The organism is Pantoea sp. EKM103V (assembly GCF_011800365.1).
Taxonomy (GTDB): domain Bacteria; phylum Pseudomonadota; class Gammaproteobacteria; order Enterobacterales; family Enterobacteriaceae; genus Pantoea; species Pantoea anthophila.
Genome location: NZ_JAALFQ010000009.1, coordinates 1 through 18,153, shown reverse-complemented (window position 1 = coordinate 18,153; position 18,153 = coordinate 1). Strand labels below are relative to the sequence as shown.

At 57.0% G+C, this 18,153-nt stretch carries 15 protein-coding genes and 2 rRNA genes; 12 read left to right on the top strand and 5 right to left on the bottom strand.

Annotated elements, in window-relative coordinates:
- Positions 1-111: 111 nt before the first annotated feature.
- Positions 112-447, bottom strand: coding sequence for a DUF2002 family protein (locus HFD97_RS16565; RefSeq protein ID WP_009088560.1), 336 nt, complete (start codon positions 445-447; stop codon positions 112-114).
- 153 nt (positions 448-600) lie between these two features.
- Between HFD97_RS16565 and HFD97_RS16560 the strand changes: the two genes are divergently transcribed.
- The 8 genes from HFD97_RS16560 to emrB all read left to right on the top strand — a co-directional run bounded on the left by HFD97_RS16560 (position 601) and on the right by emrB (position 9,220).
- Positions 601-918 carry a DUF883 family protein gene (locus HFD97_RS16560; RefSeq protein WP_167431245.1) on the top strand — a complete coding sequence of 106 codons (318 nt, stop codon included), beginning with the start codon at positions 601-603 and terminating at the stop codon, positions 916-918.
- A 298-nt stretch (positions 919-1,216) separates the two neighbouring features.
- Positions 1,217-1,459, top strand: a complete 243-nt coding sequence (nrdH, locus tag HFD97_RS16555) for a glutaredoxin-like protein NrdH (RefSeq protein WP_009088556.1) — start codon at positions 1,217-1,219, stop codon at positions 1,457-1,459.
- Positions 1,460-1,463: 4 nt separating this feature from the next.
- Entirely contained in the window at positions 1,464-1,877 is a 414-nt protein-coding gene (gene nrdI / locus HFD97_RS16550; protein ID WP_009088554.1) for a class Ib ribonucleoside-diphosphate reductase assembly flavoprotein NrdI, read from the top strand.
- Positions 1,847-3,985 carry a class 1b ribonucleoside-diphosphate reductase subunit alpha gene (gene nrdE / locus HFD97_RS16545; protein WP_167431244.1) on the top strand — a complete coding sequence of 713 codons (2,139 nt, stop codon included), beginning with the start codon at positions 1,847-1,849 and terminating at the stop codon, positions 3,983-3,985. Before nrdI ends, nrdE begins: the two co-directional genes overlap by 31 nt.
- Before the next feature lie 8 nt (positions 3,986-3,993).
- Complete coding sequence (nrdF, locus tag HFD97_RS16540; protein WP_009088550.1) at positions 3,994-4,953, top strand: class 1b ribonucleoside-diphosphate reductase subunit beta; 960 nt, start codon at positions 3,994-3,996, stop codon at positions 4,951-4,953.
- Positions 4,954-5,808: 855 nt separating this feature from the next.
- A complete protein-coding gene (gene mprA / locus HFD97_RS16535; protein WP_003850381.1) occupies positions 5,809-6,339 on the top strand; it encodes a transcriptional repressor MprA in 531 nt (176 codons plus the stop codon).
- A gap of 153 nt (positions 6,340-6,492) precedes the next feature.
- Positions 6,493-7,668, top strand: coding sequence for a multidrug efflux MFS transporter periplasmic adaptor subunit EmrA (gene emrA / locus HFD97_RS16530; protein WP_009088548.1), 1,176 nt, complete (start codon positions 6,493-6,495; stop codon positions 7,666-7,668).
- A gap of 16 nt (positions 7,669-7,684) precedes the next feature.
- Complete coding sequence (emrB, locus tag HFD97_RS16525) at positions 7,685-9,220, top strand: multidrug efflux MFS transporter permease subunit EmrB (RefSeq protein ID WP_046102406.1); 1,536 nt, start codon at positions 7,685-7,687, stop codon at positions 9,218-9,220.
- Positions 9,221-9,256: 36 nt separating this feature from the next.
- Here the strand turns inward: emrB and HFD97_RS16520 are convergent, their stop codons facing one another.
- Positions 9,257-10,429: a tRNA/rRNA methyltransferase gene (locus HFD97_RS16520; protein ID WP_167431243.1), complete on the bottom strand. Its 1,173-nt coding sequence runs from the start codon at positions 10,427-10,429 to the stop codon at positions 9,257-9,259.
- 159 nt (positions 10,430-10,588) lie between these two features.
- On the opposite strand from HFD97_RS16520, the gene trxC reads away from it, so the two are divergent.
- The 4 genes from trxC to pssA all read left to right on the top strand — a co-directional run bounded on the left by trxC (position 10,589) and on the right by pssA (position 16,023).
- A complete protein-coding gene (trxC, locus tag HFD97_RS16515; protein ID WP_009088541.1) occupies positions 10,589-11,008 on the top strand; it encodes a thioredoxin TrxC in 420 nt (139 codons plus the stop codon).
- An 81-nt stretch (positions 11,009-11,089) separates the two neighbouring features.
- Positions 11,090-11,767, top strand: a complete 678-nt coding sequence (locus HFD97_RS16510) for a tRNA-uridine aminocarboxypropyltransferase (protein ID WP_046102408.1) — start codon at positions 11,090-11,092, stop codon at positions 11,765-11,767.
- Positions 11,768-11,892: 125 nt separating this feature from the next.
- Entirely contained in the window at positions 11,893-14,550 is a 2,658-nt protein-coding gene (locus HFD97_RS16505) for a bifunctional acetate--CoA ligase family protein/GNAT family N-acetyltransferase (protein ID WP_167431242.1), read from the top strand.
- A 117-nt stretch (positions 14,551-14,667) separates the two neighbouring features.
- Positions 14,668-16,023, top strand: a complete 1,356-nt coding sequence (gene pssA / locus HFD97_RS16500; RefSeq protein WP_154927807.1) for a CDP-diacylglycerol--serine O-phosphatidyltransferase — start codon at positions 14,668-14,670, stop codon at positions 16,021-16,023.
- 160 nt (positions 16,024-16,183) lie between these two features.
- On the opposite strand, the gene HFD97_RS16495 is transcribed toward pssA, so the two are convergent.
- The 3 genes from HFD97_RS16495 to HFD97_RS16485 form a co-directional block, all read right to left on the bottom strand.
- Positions 16,184-17,473, bottom strand: a complete 1,290-nt coding sequence (locus tag HFD97_RS16495) for an MFS family transporter (RefSeq protein ID WP_140923259.1) — start codon at positions 17,471-17,473, stop codon at positions 16,184-16,186.
- Positions 17,474-17,750: 277 nt separating this feature from the next.
- Positions 17,751-17,866: ribosomal RNA gene (gene rrf, locus HFD97_RS16490) — 5S ribosomal RNA — on the bottom strand.
- Between the two features lie 99 nt (positions 17,867-17,965).
- Positions 17,966-18,153, bottom strand: a 23S ribosomal RNA gene (locus HFD97_RS16485); the annotation flags it as partial.

Below are 18,153 nucleotides of genomic sequence, written 5' to 3'. Positions count from 1 at the left end.
AACATCTATAAGGGACAAATTTATACGCGTCACAGCCGGGAATTGCAACGGCAGGAGAACAGGGAGCGGGGTCATGCGCGTCAGTGCCCCGTCGCGGCGGGGCCTGATGCCTCAGCCGAAAACGCTCTGAATGTAGCGTTCCAGCGCCATGCGGGAACTGAATCCGTGCGGGATGCCGTAATGTTCCTGTGAATCACCCGCCAGGTAGAGAGGGAATTGGGTGTAGTGATCGCAGGTTTTCATTTCAGACGCCGGCTCAGCGAACGGCTGGCTCTTCTCTTTCAGGGTCGGATGAATCACTAATGCCATGCGCCCCATACGCGCTTCGCGATTCACATAGACATAGTTCTCCCCCCGGCGATAGCCATAGGCCCGTGGGGTAATCTGATCCATTTCGAAACCCGCTTTTTCCAGTACGCGCGCTACCTCATCTGGTCGTAAATACATGCTCGATCCTCTCCTCTTTCAAAAGCTTCGCAACCTTACATCAGCATGACAGAGCGGGCATTCGGAATTTTCCCTAAAGCCCCCTCCCGCGTCTCGTTTATCTCAAGGTCGTCTACACTAGTATTACGTTTTTAAATCAAAGGGAGCCAAAAAATGTTTAATCGCACTGTAAAAAACGATGACATTGATATCAATCAGGACGTTAACGAACTGGCCAATTCACTGGAAGCGCTGTTGAAATCTTACGGCAGTGATGCCAAAGACGAAGTGGACTCTGCCCGCAGTCAGGCAGAAAAACTGCTGAAGCAGACCCGTTCTAAACTGAATGGTGGCAGCAACCGTGTGACCCAGGTTGCCCGTGATGCCGGTGCACAGGTTGATACCTATGTGCATGACAAGCCGTGGCACGGTGTCGGTATCGGTGCCGCTTTCGGTATCGTGGTGGGTGTCCTGCTGGCCTCACGCCGCTAAGCGCGAAAAATCTTCTGAGCCCTGCCCCGTGCGGGGCTTTTTTTTGCCCGTTATCCGGCCCGTAAAATTTACAAAAGATTTTTTCCGCGTCGCAGGGCGCACGCCTGCTGGCTTTGGCCGTGTTGCGCAAATGCAAATCATAAAACCCTATATGTGGTGGGCTTGACCACCAAAACCCCTACATCTAGTATTTAACCTATCATTCTGACACCCGATGTCCGCCAGAATGAAGCCCGTAAATCAGGCGGGCGGCGTTATTGCCGGGCACCCGAACCGCATACAGAGGGAAATACGAATCATGCGCATTATTATTTACACTAAAGATAACTGTGTCCAGTGCAATGCCACGAAGAGTGCGATGGACCGTCAGGGTCTGACCTATCAGCTCATCAATCTCGACAGCCAGCCCGAGGCGATCGACAACCTGAAATCCCTGGGTTATCGCCAGGTGCCGGTGGTGATGGCGGATAACGATCACTGGAGCGGCTTCCGCCCGGACAAAATCGCCTCCCTGCGCACGCTGTCCGCTGTCGGGGGATAAACGCATGTTCCCGCTGGTCTATTTTTCCAGCCAGTCGGAAAACACCCACCGGTTTGTGACGCGCCTTGGCCTGCCAGCCCGGCGCATCCCGCTTGATGCCCGTCAGACGCTGCATATCGACCAGCCCTATATTCTGGTCGTGCCCAGCTATGGCGGTGGCAGCAGTCGCGGTGCCGTACCCGGTCAGGTGATTCAGTTTCTTAATGATGAGGCCAACCGGCGGGAAATTCGTGGCGTCATCGCCGCGGGCAACCGGAACTTCGGCGCCGGTTACTGCCTGGCAGGCAGCATCATTGCAAAAAAATGTCAGGTTCCCCTGCTCTATCGTTTCGAGCTGATGGGAACCCCGGACGACATCGCGAACGTTAAAGCGGGAGTAACCCAATTTTGGCAACAACAGACACCCTCAACGGCGTGACGCTCGACTATCACGCGCTCAACGCCATGCTCAACCTCTATGACGCGGAGGGGCGCATCCAGTTCGAAAAGGATCGCGAAGCGACCCGTCAGTTTCATCTGCAGCATGTGGAGCCGAACACGGTGAAGTTTGCCAGCCGCGCCGAGCGTTTACGCTATCTGGTGGCGGAGAGCTATTACGAAGCTGAGGTGCTTAACCAGTACGATTTCGACTTCCTGCTTGCGCTGCATGAGGTGGCGGAGACGTGGGGATTTGAGTTCAAAACCTTCCTGGGTGCCTGGAAGTACTACACCAGCTACACGCTGAAGACCTTCGACGGCAAACGCTATCTGGAAACCTTTGAACAGCGCGCCTGCATGGTGGCGCTGACGCTGGCTCAGGGCGATGAAACCCTGGCGCGTGCGCTGCTGGAGGAGATCCTCAGCGGCCGCTTCCAACCTGCCACGCCCACCTTTCTCAACTGCGGCAAGCAGCAGCGTGGCGAGCTGGTCTCCTGCTTCCTGCTGCGCATCGAAGACAACATGGAGTCCATCGGCCGTGCCGTGAACTCCGCGCTACAGCTCTCAAAGCGCGGCGGCGGCGTCGCCTTTTTACTCTCCAACCTGCGTGAGTCCGGTGCGCCCATCAAGCGTATCGAAAACCAATCGTCGGGCGTCATCCCGGTCATGAAGATGCTGGAGGATGCCTTCTCCTATGCCAATCAGCTGGGCGCTCGTCAGGGCGCAGGCGCGGTATGGCTGAACGCGCACCATCCCGATATTTTCCGCTTTCTCGACACCAAGCGCGAAAACGCCGATGAGAAGATCCGCATCAAGACCCTGTCGCTGGGTGTGGTGATCCCCGATGTCACGTTCCGGCTGGCGAAAGAGAACCAGCCGATGGCGCTGTTCTCGCCCTACGATGTTGAGCGCATTTACGGCCAGGCCTTTGGCGATATCAGCATCAGCGAGAAGTATGACGAGATGCTGGCCGACGATCGCATCCGCAAAACCTGGATTCAGCCGCGTGACTTCTTCCAGACGCTGGCCGAGATTCAGTTTGAATCGGGCTACCCCTACATCATGTTTGAGGACAGCGTGAACCGCAGCAATCCGATTGCCGGTCGTATCAATATGAGCAACCTCTGTTCAGAGATCCTGCAGGTGAACAGCGCCAGCGAGTACTTTGACGATCTCAGCTATCGCCGGGTCGGTAAAGATATCTCCTGCAATCTTGGCTCACTCAATATTGCCCACGCCATGGATTCCCGCGATCTGGCGCGCACCGTGGAGGTGGCGGTACGCGCCCTGACTTCGGTGTCGATGATGAGTGAGATCGCGTCGGTGCCGTCGGTCGCCGAAGGAAACCGGCGGTCGCACGCGATTGGCCTGGGTCAGATGAACCTGCACGGCTATCTGGCGCGGGAAGGCATCGTCTACGGTTCGCCGGAAGCGCTCGATTTCACCAACCTCTACTTTTACTGCATCACCTATTACGCGCTGCGCACCTCTAATCAGCTCGCACAGGAGCGTCAGCAGACCTTCGACGGTTTTGCTGATTCGCAGTACGCCAGCGGCGTCTATTTCGACAAATATCTGCAGCGCGAATGGCTGCCGCGCACCGAACGGGTGACAAAACTGTTTGCCGACGCCGGCGTGACGCTGCCGACCCGGGCGGACTGGCAGGCGCTGCGCGCTGCGGTAATGCAGCACGGGCTGTTTAATCAGAACCTGCAGGCGATCCCGCCGACCGGTTCGATCTCCTACATCAACCACGCCACCTCCAGCATCCATCCGATTGTTTCGCCGATCGAGATCCGCAAAGAGGGCAAAACCGGACGCGTCTACTATCCCGCGCCGTTCATGACCAATGAGAATCTGCATCTCTATCAGGATGCGTATCAGATTGGGCCGGAAGCGATTATTGATACCTATGCAGAGGCGACTCAGCACGTTGATCAGGGGCTGTCGCTGACGCTCTTTTTCCGCGACGACGTCACCACCCGTGACATCAACAAAGCACAGATTTACGCGTGGAAGAAAGGCATCAAAACGCTCTATTACATTCGACTGCGCCAGATGGCGCTTCAGGGCACGGAGGTTCAGGGCTGCGTCTCCTGCTCCCTGTGATAAACACTATGCAACTAAAACAGATTCAGGCCATTAACTGGAACCGTCTTCAGGATGAGAAAGATCTTGAGGTCTGGAACCGTCTCACCAGCAACTTCTGGCTGCCGGAGAAAGTGCCGCTCTCCAATGACCTGCCTGCCTGGCAGACGCTGGATAAACAGCAGCAGCAGCTGACCATCCGGGTTTTTACCGGTCTGACGCTGCTGGATACCATTCAGAACGTGATCGGTGCGCCGGGACTGATGGGCGATGCGATAACCCCGCATGAAGAGGCGGTGCTGTCAAATATCAGCTTTATGGAGGCGGTGCATGCCCGCTCCTACAGCTCCATCTTCTCAACCCTGTGCAACACGCAGGATGTGGATGCCGCCTATCAGTGGAGCGAAGAGAATGCGCCGCTGCAGAACAAGGCGCGCATCATTCTGGAACACTATCAGGCCGACGATCCGCTGAAGAAAAAAATCGCCAGCGTTTTCCTGGAGTCGTTTTTGTTCTATTCCGGCTTCTGGCTGCCGATGTACTGGTCGAGTCGCGGCAAGCTGACCAACACCGCGGATCTGATCCGCCTGATTATTCGTGATGAGGCGGTGCACGGTTATTACATTGGCTACAAGTTCCAGCAGGCGCTGGCGACGGTGGACGATCAGCGCCGCGAAGCGCTGCAGCAGTTCGCATACGATCTGCTGCTGGCATTGTATGAGAATGAAGTGGCTTATACCGAGGCGCTGTATGGTGATGTCGGCTGGGTGGAGGAGGTGAAGACTTTTCTGCACTACAACGCCAACAAGGCCCTGATGAACCTCGGCTACGAGGCGCTGTTCCCGGCGGAGCTGACGGCGGTGAATCCGGCCATTCTGTCAGCGCTGTCACCCAACGCAGATGAAAACCACGACTTCTTCTCGGGTTCGGGCTCATCCTATGTGATGGGTAAGGCGGTCGAGACGGAAGATGAGGACTGGAACTTCTGATGGCGGGCAGGTCGTCGTGATCTGAAAGCGTTTCTTCATTCAGACGGCGCCAAAACTCAAAGCGATGGGAGCATACGCCTGTAGCAAAGCATAGCGGGCCAGGGATGGCCCGCGCTGAGCCTGCCATGGATGGCATCTTTTGCGTCTTTGCGAAAGGCGTATGCTTCCTGAGCCTGTTCGCATAACGTCACCCGTAAATCCTCTACCGAGGTTTAAACCTCTTGCTATGACTGGTATGGCCTGTTAATAAACATGCGTGTGAAATAGTTTTTTGAGTTATTATTAACCTCAAATGATTATTAGCGAACGACACAGTTTATGCCTGCGCCCCGTCAGGGTCTGACGCCCGTTTCAGTGCTCCCGCTGTCGGTAGCCACCGGCCTCTGCGTGGCCAGCAACGACGACGTTCAGCCCCTGCTCATACGATTGCTCAGCACTCTTCCCTCTCTGTCAGGCTCGCCGGAGCACCCTGTCACGTCTCAGAGGGTGAAATCGGTCTGCCGGGTCGGGTGGGGGCCGGCGGATCGCATGCTGAACCCGAAAAATTCACTGAACTCTGTCCGGAAAGCGGATTGCATCTGGTCACAAATGGTTAGGTTTGTTATGGTTAGCAGCAAACCTATTCACTTCAGTTATTTTTCCTCGCGATATTATTAAATTTGCCCCCTTTTTGATAACGCTCTGGCACTGCGGCTGCCGCCGGGCGGACGGGTTTTTGACCCAGGGCCAGGGAATGGCCTGGAACACCTTTAATGGTGCAGCGTGCGTCGGTCAGCGATCACCTGCCGAAAAGTGACTACGCTTAGCCTGTCACCATAGTTATTATACAAGTTGCAATTAGTGAGGTTTTTTTTAATGGAAAGTTCGTTTACTCCCATTGAGCAGATGCTAAACATCCGTGCCAATCGCCATAAGGATTTTCCGTTACAGGAAATTATCCTGACGCGTCTCTGTATGCATATGCAGGGTAAACTGCTGGACAATCGTAATAAGATGTTGAAAGCACAGGGGATCAACGAAACCCTGTTTATGGCGCTGATCACGCTGGATGCTCAGGAAAATCACAGCATTCAGCCTTCGGAACTCAGCTCGGCCCTCGGCTCGTCACGCACCAATGCTACGCGCATTGCTGATGAGCTGGAAAAACGCGGCTGGATTGAGCGTCGCGAAAGCGATCACGACCGCCGCTGCCTGCACCTGCATCTGACCGACAAAGGCATGGAGTTCCTGCGTCAGCTGCTGCCCCCGCAGCATCAGAGCCTGCAATATCTCTGGTCTTCGCTGTCGGTTGATGAGAAGTCGCAGCTGGAAGGGATTACCCGCAAGCTGCTTAATCGCCTCGACAAAATGGATGAAGATCAGCTGATCGCCTCACTGTCCCGCTGATAGCAATAAGTGCGACACAATCACCTGTCGGAATCGTTATTTTAAGTTCCTTTTTTATCTGGCCAGCGCTCAGTCGCTGGCTTTTTCGACTCGGGCGCCGGCGGACAGGGATCCCTGCCCCTACCCGACTCAATGGAATACGTGGAGAAAGACATGAGTGCAACGGCAGAAGCACAGAGCCCGCAACCGTCAGTCAGCAACAAAAAGAAGAAGCGCAAAAGTGTGCTCATTGTGCTGGCGCTGATCTTTGTGCTGATTGGGATTGCCTGGGGTGTTTACTGGTTCCTGGTACTGCGCCATTTTCAGGAAACGGATGATGCCTACGTTGCCGGTAATCAGGTGCAGGTGATGGCCCAGGTCTCCGGCAGCGTCAATAAAGTCTGGTTTGAAGATACCGACTACGTCAAAAAAGGCGATGTGCTGGTTTCCCTGGATAAGACCGATGCCGAGCAGGCGTTTGAAAAAGCGCAGACGGCCCTCGCCACCAGCGTGCGTCAGACGCATCAGCTGATGATCAACGGTAAGCAGTATGAAGCCAGCATCACCCTGCAGCAGACCGCTCTGGCCCAGGCGCAGGCTGACCTGAAACGCCGGGAGCCCCTGGGTGCCGCTAATCTGATTGGCCGTGAAGAGCTGCAGCACGCCCGCGACGCCGTGGCGACCGCCAAAGCGCAGCTGGACGTTGCCGTTCAGCAATACAATGCCAATCAGGCGATGATCCTCAATACCACGCTGGAAAATCAGCCTGCGGTGCAGCAGAGCGCCGCTGAACTGCGTGATGCCTGGCTGGCCCTGCAGCGAACCGACATCCGCAGCCCGATGGACGGTTATGTCTCCCGCCGCAGCGTTCAGGTGGGTTCACAAATCTCCACCAGCACCCCGCTGCTGGCCGTTGTTCCGGCAACCAATCTGTGGGTCGACGCCAACTTTAAAGAGACACAGCTGGCTGGCGTGCGTATTGGTCAGCCCGCTACCGTAGTCGCTGATATCTATGGTGATGATGTGGTCTATCACGGCAAAGTCGCCGGTCTGGATATGGGCACCGGCAGTGCCTTCTCGCTGCTGCCCGCCCAGAATGCCACCGGTAACTGGATTAAGGTGGTTCAGCGCCTGCCGGTGCGAATCGAACTGAATCAGGACGATATCGCCAGACATCCCCTGCGTATTGGCCTCTCAACGCTGGTGAAGATCGATACCACCAGCAAAGAGGGCATTACGCTGGCGAACAGTGTCCGGCAGCAGGCCGCTTACAGCAGCAACGCCCTGGCGATTGACCTTGCGCCGGTCAATAAACTGATCACCGACATCGTCCGCGCCAACGCCGGATGATGGCGCGGAGGCTGTAATGGCACAAAAACCGCTTGAAGGGATGCCGCTGGTCCTGATGACCGTGGCGCTGTCGCTGGCCACGTTCATGCAGGTGCTGGACTCGACCATCGCCAACGTGGCTATCCCCACCATTGCCGGGAACCTGGGCGCGTCTAACTCGCAGGGAACCTGGGTGATCACCTCGTTTGGCGTAGCCAATGCGATTTCGATCCCCCTGACCGGCTGGCTGGCCAAACGCATCGGTGAAGTGAAGCTCTTTACCTGGGCGACCATTCTGTTTGCTGTCGCCTCCTGGGCGTGCGGCATGTCAGAGAGCCTGGAGATGCTGATCTTCTTCCGTATCCTGCAGGGGATCGTGGCGGGTCCGCTGATCCCGCTGTCGCAAAGTCTGTTGCTCAGCAACTATCCGCCCGCTAAACGCAGTATCGCGCTGTCGCTGTGGGCGATGACGGTGATCGTAGCGCCGATCTGCGGCCCGATTCTGGGCGGCTGGATCAGCGACAACTATCACTGGGGCTGGATCTTCTTCATCAACGTACCGATTGGTGCGGTGGTGGTGATGCTGACGCTGCAGACGCTGCGAGGCCGGGAAACCAAAACTGAAATTCGCCCCATCGATACGGTCGGCCTGGTGCTGCTGGTCGTCGGGATCGGCTGTCTGCAGGTGATGCTCGATCGCGGGAAAGAGCTCGACTGGTTCAGCTCGACGGAGATCATCGTGCTGGGGGTAGTGGCCGTGATTGCGCTCTCCGTGCTGCTGGTGTGGGAGCTGACGGACGATCATCCGATCATCGACCTGTCGCTGTTTAAGTCGCGCAATTTCACCATCGGCTGCCTGTCGATCAGTCTGGCTTACATGCTCTACTTTGGCTCGATTGTGCTGCTGCCGCAGCTGCTGCAGGAGGTCTACGGCTATACCGCGACCTGGGCCGGTCTGGCCTCTGCGCCGGTGGGGATCATCCCCGTAATCCTGTCGCCGATTATCGGTCGCTTCGCCCACAAGCTCGACATGCGACGGCTGGTCACCTTCAGTTTCATTATGTATGCGGTCTGCTTCTACTGGCGCGCCTGGACGTTTGAACCGGGTATGGACTTCGGCGCTTCCGCCTGGCCGCAGTTTATTCAGGGCTTTGCCGTGGCCTGCTTCTTTATGCCGCTGACCACCATCACGCTGTCGGGCCTTCCCCCGGAGCGTCTGGCGGCGGCATCCAGCCTGTCAAACTTCCTGCGAACCTTTGCCGGGTCAGTCGGTACGTCGATTACCACCACCATGTGGACCAATCGCGAGTCAATGCATCACAGCTATCTGACGGAGTCGATTACCCCGTACAACGTCAATTCGCAGCAGATGTACAGCCAGCTGGAGGGCATGGGGATGACGCAGCAACAGGCGTCGGCCTGGATCGCGCAGCAGATCACTAACCAGGGACTGATTATTTCAGCGAATGAAATTTTCTGGGCGTCGGCGGGGGTATTTCTGATCCTGCTGGTGCTGATCTGGTTTGCCCGTCCGCCTTTTGGCGCGGGCGGCGGTGGCGGTGGCGCGCACTGATGAGACAAAGCAAAACGGGCCTTTCGGCCCGTTTTTTTATGCGTTCTGACGCCACCATTCGGCGAGCAGCACGCCGGTGGCAACCGAGACGTTAAGGCTCTCGACGTTGCCGGTGCCGCCAATCGACACGCTCATATCCCCCTGCTGAAACGCCGTGTCAGAGAGACCTTCGCGCTCCTGACCTAACACCAGCACCATTTTTTCCGGCAGCTCAGCCTGAGCCAGAGGCGTACCCTGATGGCTGGAGGTGGTGACGATGGTGTAACCCGCTTTGCGAAACGCTTCCAGACCTTCACTGAAGGTGGCACCGCTGATCGCCTGCACATGCTCGGCTCCGCCCTCTGCGGTACGCACCGCCGCACCGGACTCCAGCAGAGAGGCGTCGTTGACCAGCAGACCTTTCACGCCAAAGTGCGCGCAGCTGCGCATGATTGCGCCGAGGTTATGCGGGTTGCTGACATCTTCCAGTGCCAGTACACAATCTTTGGCATTCGCCTGACCCAGCCACTCAGAAACCGCCATACCCATGCGCTTTTTGATCAGGAAGCAGACGCCGCCATGATGCTCAGTGCCGGAGGCTTTGGTGATCTCTGCATCTTCAACCACATGATAGGCTTTGCGGTTGGCCGCCAGCCAGCGCAGGGTTTCGCGGAAACGCGGTGTCACTTCCTGCACAAACCAGGCGCGGACAATCGCTTCCGGGCGGCTCTGGAACAGGGCCTGACAGGCGTTCTCACCATAGACGCGCGTCTCTTCGTTACGCTGACGGCGAATCTGCTCCGGATCGACGAAGCTCTTGCCGCTGATGCCGCCGTGATCCGGCTTGTCGCTTTCTGACGTCGCGGTGCGATCGGCAGAAGGCGCGCGTGACACGGTCCGCCATGGAGAGTCGCTGCTGCCGTAGCTACGATCGTCGGAGCGCTCGTTGCGACGGCCTGAACCCTCACCCGAGCGGCGTGGCGCACCCCGGCCGCCTTCGTCGCGGCGCGCTGAACCGCTGCGTCCGCTGTCGTCGCTGCGACGACCCGCAGAGCGGCCGCCTTCCTGGCTACGTTCTGCACGGGAACCCGATGAACGACGATTATCATCCTGGCGGGCAGCAGCGTAACCCCCTTTGCCTGTACGAGGATTAGATGTGCTCTTTTCATCCTCGCCACGCACGTACATCACCTTAACCTTACCGCTTTTGCCTTTAAATTCGTCGTTCATGTCTTCCTCCTGCATTGAGAGCGCGCAGATTACCTGATGTGCCGGCGCTTAGCTATCAACTATTGAACCTATAGAGCGATCCAGATTGAGGGTAAATCGCTCCCCTTTCATAATGGACAATAATTACCAGACTGACACTTTCCAACTTCAGAGGTTCCTATGAATACGGTATGCGCTTCCTGCCAGGCAACTAATCGCGTTCCCGAAGAGCGCCTTGCCGATGCGGCGAAATGCGGACGCTGTGGAAGCGAACTGTTCGACGGTGAAGTGGTCAACGCCACCGCCGCGACCTTCGACAAATATCTTCAGGACGACCTGCCCGTCGTGATTGATTTCTGGGCGCCGTGGTGCGGTCCGTGCGTCAACTTTGCGCCGGTCTTTAAAGATGTCGCCAGTGAGCGCAGCGGTAAAGTGCGCTTCATTAAAGTGAACACCGAAGCGGAACCGGCGCTGAGCGCCCGCTTCAACATTCGCAGTATCCCGACTATCATGCTGTTTAAAAACGGCGAGCGGGTCGACATGCTGAATGGTGCCATGCCCAAAGCGCCGTTTAACGAATGGCTGGATGAATCCCTTTAATCTTCCCGGGCCAGCCTGGCTGGCCTTTTCCTTTTCGCCTGCGCTTCGATTACACTGACGTTTTTCCTGCCCTGAATACTCATGTCTGATAATGCTGTTTTGCGCTTGCGCACCCAACGTCTCGCCCGCGCGACCCGTCCTTTCCTCGCGCGCGGAAACCGGGTCATTCGCTGCCAGGGCTGCCTGCTGCCCGAGGCCAGCTGTCTCTGCAGCCAGATCGTCCCGCAAGCCGCCCGCAGCCGCTTTTGTCTGGTGATGTTTGATACCGAGCCGATGAAGCCGAGCAACACCGGCCGTCTGATTGCCGATATTCTGCCCGACACCCAGGCCTTCGGCTGGTCACGCACCGAGCCCGATCCGCTGCTGCTGGCGGCTGTGCGCAATCCCGATTACCAGCCGCTGGTGGTCTTTCCGGCCAGCTATGCCGATCCGGGCCGGGAGGTGCTGACCTCGCCGCCCGCGCAGGGGAAACCGCCGCTGTTTATCATGCTGGATGGCACCTGGACCGAAGCGCGCAAAATGTTCCGCAAAAGCCCCTGGCTCGATGCCCTGCCGGTCATGTCGCTGAATGTCACTACCCCTTCGCGTTACACGCTACGCGAAGCCCATGGCGCAGGTCAGCACTGTACCGCTGAAGTCGCCGCGGCACTGCTGGAGCAGGCGGGCGATCGGCTCGCGGCAGACGCATTATCTCACCATTTTGATCGCTTTCGTGCCGCCTACCTGGCGGGCAAACCGCATCATGCCGGGCAGGATTAACCAGCCCCGCTTCTCACCGGTTGCCTGAGGCCTGCGCGGCCGGATGCTCAGGCTGCGATCTGCCCGAAAGCACGGCCCGCAAAAAGCGTTTACAATCACGCAAATCCCGAACTCTGGAGGACGCGATGAGTCAACGTGGGCTGGAAGCGCTGTTACGACCTAAATCCATTGCGGTTATTGGTGCCTCGGTGACGCCGGGGCGCGCCGGCTACTTTATGATGCGAAACCTGCTGGCGGGCGGATTCAGCGGACCGGTGCTGCCGGTGACGCCGAAATATAAGGCAGTCAGCGGTGTCCTGGCCTGGCCCACCATCGACAGCCTGCCTTTCGCGCCGGATCTGGCGGTCATCTGCACCCATTCAAAGCGTAACCTTGCGCTGCTGCAACAGCTCGGTGAAAAAGGCTGCAAGGCCTGCATCATCCTTTCGGCCCCCGCCAGCCAGTCTGCTGAACTTAAAGCGTGCGCCAGTCAGTGGCAGATACGCCTGCTGGGACCAAACAGTCTTGGCCTGCTGGCCCCCTGGCAGGGATTAAATGCCAGCTTCTCACCGGTGCCGATAGCCAAAGGCCGACTCGCCTTTATCTCCCAGTCCGCCGCCGTCTCGAATACCATTCTCGACTGGGCGCAGCAGCGTAACCTCGGGTTCTCCTGGTTTATCGCGCTGGGTGACAGCCTGGACACCGATGTCGACGACCTGCTCGACTTCCTGGCGCGCGACGGTAAAACCAGCGCCATTCTGCTCTACCTTGAACACCTCAGTGACGCACGCCGTTTCGTTTCCGCCTCGCGCAGTGCCTCCCGCAACAAGCCGATTCTGGTGATCAAGAGCGGTCGCAGCCGTGAAGCGCAGGCGCTGCTCGGCACCCACAGCGGCCTGGATGCGGCCTGGGATGCCGCCATTCAGCGTGCCGGGTTGCTACGGGTGCAGGATACCCATGAGCTCTTCTCTGCGGTGGAATCGCTGAGTCATATGCGGCCGCTGCGGGGTGACCGGCTGATGATCGTCAGTAATGGTGCCGCCCCTGCTGCGCTGGCGCTGGATGAGCTCTATGCCCGCAACGGCAAACTGGCACAGCTCAGCGAACAGACCCGTCAGCAGCTGGAGGCGCTGCTGCCCGCAGGCGCGGGCCGGGGCAATCCGCTCGACTTAAAGGATGATGCAACGCCCGCGCGCTATGCCGCCTGTGTGGAGATCCTGCTCGACAGTCATGACTTTGATGCGCTGATGATTATTCATGCGCCAAGCGCGGTTGCGCCCCCTACCGAAACGGCCAGCCACCTTATCGAAACCCTTGCCCGTCACCCGCGCGGTAAGCGGGTAACCCTGCTGACTAACTGGAGCGGAGAGTTCTCTTCGCAGGCGGCACGACGCGCCTTTACCCAGGCGGGAATCCCCACCTGGCGTACGCCGGAGGGCACCGTCACCGCGTTTATGCATCAGGTTGAATACCGGCGTAACCAGAAGCAGCTGCGCGAAACCCCTGCCCTCCCCGCGACGCTGACGCAGGATAGCGCGCATGTTCACCAGTTACTCTCCCAGGCCCTGGCGCGCGGGATCACGGCGCTGGATACGCACGAAGTGCAGCCGGTTCTTCAGGCATACGGGCTGACCACGCTGCCGACCTGGATTGCCAGCGACAGCGCGTCGGCCGTAACGATTGCCGACCAGATTGGCTATCCGGTCGCGCTCAAGCTGCGTTCACCCGATATCGCGCATAAGTCGGAGGTGCAGGGGGTGATGCTCTACCTGCGCAATGCCAGCGAAGTGGAGCGCGCCGCTGAAGCCATTTTCGATCGGGTCAGGCAGACGCTGCCGCAGGCGCGTATTGAAGGGCTACTGGTTCAGGGCATGGCAAGCCGTGCGGGCGCACAGGAGCTGCGGGTTGTGGTCGAACAGGATGCACTGTTTGGCCCGATCATCATGCTGGGCGAAGGCGGCGTCGAATGGCAGGCTGACAAACAGGCCGCCGTTGCGCTGCCACCGCTCAACATGACGCTGGCGCGCTATCTGGTGATTCAGGCAATCAAGAGCGGAAAAATCCGCAGCCGCAGCGCCCTGAATCCGCTGGATATCGCCGGGTTAAGTCAGCTGCTGGTGCAGGTCTCAAACCTTGTGGTCGACTGCCCGGAAATCGATCGGCTCGATATCCATCCGCTGCTGGCGGCGGGTAGTGATTTTACCCTGCTGGACGTCACCCTGACGCTGGCCCCTTTCTACGGTGACAATGAAGCACGGCTGGCTATCCGCCCTTATCCGCAGCATCTGGAAGAGCAGGTCGAATTAAAAGATGGGCAGTTCTGCCTGTTCCGTCCCATCCTGCCTGAAGATGAACCCCTGCTGCGCGACTTTATCAGCCAGGTCACGAAAGAGGATCTCTACTACCGCTACTTCAGCGAAATCAATGAGTTTACCCATGAAGACCTCGCCAACATGACGCAAATCGATTATGACCGTGAGATGGCGATTGTGGCCGTGCGTCAGCATCAGGGACACCCTGAGATCATCGGCGTCACGCGCGCTATCTCAGATGCCGATAACATCGACGCCGAGTTCTCGGTGCTGGTGCGTTCAGACCTCAAAGGGCTGGGTATGGGGCGCCGCCTGCTGGAAAAGATGATCCGCTATACGCGCCATCACGGCTTGCAACAATTAAACGGTATCACCATGCCCCACAACCGCGGCATGATTACGCTGGCACGAAAACTTAACTTTCATGTTGATATTCAACTGGATGACGGTATTGTCAGCCTGAAATTGCCTTTACAGGAGGGGATCAACTAACCTTGTAGAGAAAGGTAAAAAAGGTTCGGGTCGACGGAGTTAATGTTATTATTTATGGTTATAACCCTGATTTGATGGCAAAAGGCCATGCAATGAACAGAGAAGAAGTGCACTGTGATGTTGTCTAAATTCAAACGTAATAAACACCAACAACACCTCGCACAGTTGCCGAAACTGTCACAATCCGTTGCGGATGTGTCGACACTTTACTCGCCTGCCGAATTTCGTGAGACGCTGCTGGAAAAAATTGCCGCAGCGCAGACCCGCATCTGTATCGTTGCGCTCTATCTGGAAAATGATGATGCCGGGCGCGCCATCATGGATGCGCTCTACCGTGCGAAGCAGGCGCGTCCGGAACTGGATATTTCAATTCTGGTTGACTGGCATCGTGCACAGCGTGGACGCATTGGTGCCGCGCGAGGCGTCACTAACGCTGACTGGTATTGCGAAATGGCGACCCGCCATGCCGACATTGCGATTCCGGTGTATGGCATCCCGGTTAATACCCGCGAAGCGCTGGGTGTGCTCCATCTGAAAGGCTTCATTATTGATGACACGCTGATCTACAGCGGAGCCAGCATTAATGATGTCTATCTGCATCAGCATGATAAATATCGCTATGACCGCTACCAGATCATCCGCAATGCTCAGCTGACCGATACGATGTATGCCTGGATCGATCTCAATCTTAAGCCAGCAGAAGCGGTTAACCGGCTCGACGTGGCAGAGCGCCCTTCCAGTCCTGAAATCAAAAATGAAACGCGTCAGTTTCGTCAGGATCTGCGTGGCTTTAACTATCAGTTCGACGGAAATGCGGGTAACGAAGAGCTGGCGGTCACCCCGCTGGTGGGACTGGGTAAGCATAGCCTGCTGAACAAAACGATTTTCCACCTGATGCCCTGTGCAGAGCAGAAACTCATTATCTGCACCCCCTACTTCAACCTGCCTGCGCTGCTGGTTCGCAATATCATTCATCTGCTGCGTCAGGGTAAGCAGGTTGAGATCATTGTGGGGGATAAAACCGCCAATGACTTCTACATCGCCCCCGATCAGCCCTTCAAGATCATTGGTGCGCTGCCTTATCTCTATGAGATTAACCTGCGTCGCTTCCTGAGCCGCCTGCAATACTACGTCAGCAACGAACAGCTGGTCGTGCGGTTGTGGAAGGATGGCGAGAACAGCTATCACCTTAAAGGAATGTGGGTGGATGATGAGTGGCAGCTGATCACCGGTAATAATCTCAATCCGCGCGCATGGCGACTCGATCTGGAAAATGCGGTGCTGATCCACGATCCGCATCAGGAGTTAACAGCCCAGCGTGAGAAGGAGCTGACGTTAATCCGGCAGCACACCACGGTGGTGAACCATTTCCGTGAACTCGAAAGTATTGCGGATTATCCGGCCAAGGTGCGGAAACTGATCCGCCGTCTGCGCCGGATCCGTATCGATCGCCTAATCAGCCGTATTCTTTAAAAGGTTGCTGCTCAGAGGCCGCACTATGTGAATCCTGCGGCCCCGGAGCAGGCAAAGAGGGATATGAGAGCCGATCGGATGGCGCAGGCTGGAGCTTCGCCCGGGATGCCGCCGGTACAGCCAGCGGCATTGCCCCGTGGAATCTGAACCAGTAATTGCGTCAGAGCCTGATTCCCTTCCCGCGCTTATGCAGTAACAGCGACACCACAAAGGCCACCGCCCCCATCGCGGAGACATACCAGAAGAAGGTTGTCTCAATGCCCTGCTTCTTCATCAGTAAGGCCACATACTCGGCCGACCCACCGAATATCGCATTGGCGACCGCATAGGAGAGTCCTACCCCCAGCGCACGCACCTGAGGCGGAAACATTTCGGCTTTAAGGATGCCGCTGATGGCGGTGTAGAAGCTGGTGATTAGCAGCGCCAGCATGATCAACACGAAAGCCACGCCGGGGCTCTGCACATTTTGCAGCAGCGTCAGGATCGGAACGGTACAGATGGCCGCGCCCGCGCCAAAAATCATCATTGAGGTACGACGGCCAATTTTATCTGACAGGGCACCAATAATGGGCTGGATCAGCATAAAGACCAGCAGTGCGCCGGTCATCAGGCCGCTGGCGGTCTTAGGATCCATTCCCGAGGTGTTAACCAGATACTTCTGCATATAGGTCGTGAACGTGTAGAAACTCAGAGAGCCGCCAGCGGTGAAACCCAGCACCATCAGGAAGGGACGGGTATGATTGCGCAGCAACCCGATTACGCTTCCTGCATCGCGATGTTCACGGCTGGTTTTATCTGAGGTCTCTTCCAGCGATCGGCGCAGCCAGAGCGCAACAACGGCGAGCAGCGCACCAAGGAAGAACGGAATACGCCAGCCCCAGCTCCGCAGTTCTGCATCGGTGAGCAGAAACTGCAACACCACGACGGTGAGCACTGCGGCTAACTGGCCTCCGATCAGCGTGACATACTGGAATGAGGCGTAAAAACCTTTGCGCCCTTCCAGCGCAACTTCGCTCATGTAGGTTGCGCTGGTTCCATACTCGCCCCCTACCGACAGGCCCTGAAACATACGCGCCAGCAGCAGAATGACCGGAGCCGCCACACCAATGGTGGCATAACCGGGTAAGCAGGCGATCACCAGTGAGCCAAAACACATCATGCAGACTGAAACCAGCATCGAATTTTTTCGGCCATGTCTGTCGCCGATATAGCCGAACAGCCAGCCCCCTATCGGACGCATTAAGAAGCCGGCCGCAAATACGCCCGCTGTCTGGAGTAGCTGGGTCGTGGTATCGCCCTGCGGGAAGAAAATGTGGGCAAAATAGAGTGAGAAGAATGAATAGACATAAAAGTCGAACCACTCTACCAGGTTACCCGATGACGCACCGACGATGGCCCAGATACGCTTTTTTGTATCATCCGTCTGCATTTTATTTGTTGTGGGTGTCATGCCTTACCTCTGTTCCTTGCTGATCAACAGCGTTTAAAGTATGAGTAAAGCATTTAAGTCCACGGAAGGTAAAGGCGGCCTAATCTGAGATTATTATTGTGAGCCGCATCGCTAATTATCGAAAAATCAGCGGTTTGCTGGCGATAAAGGCAGGAAAAATGGAGGGTCAGAAAGTGAAGGAATGCAGAGGATCAGCGCCGCATTTCAGTTTAAAACAGAAGAATTCAGACGTAAAAAAGCCCCGCACGTCAGTGCGGGGCTTCTTCACTTGTATAATGCCTGGCAGTTCCCTACTCTCGCATGGGGAGGCCCCACACTACCATCGGCGCTACGGCGTTTCACTTCTGAGTTCGGCATGGGGTCAGGTGGGACCACCGCGCTAAAGCCGCCAGGCAAATCTTGGTGCACGAAACGAAACACTCTTCGCTTCTGCTAATTCTTTATCCGTCACAAACTGAAAATCGTGTCTCTCAAAAACGCCTCTGGCGTTGTAAGGTTAAGCCTCACGGGTCATTAGTACCGGTTAGCTCAACGCATCGCTGCGCTTACACACCCGGCCTATCAACGTCGTCGTCTTCAACGTCCCTTCAGGACTCTCTGGGAGTCAGGGAGAACTCATCTCGGGGCAAGTTTCGTGCTTAGATGCTTTCAGCACTTATCTTTTCCGCACTTAGCTACCG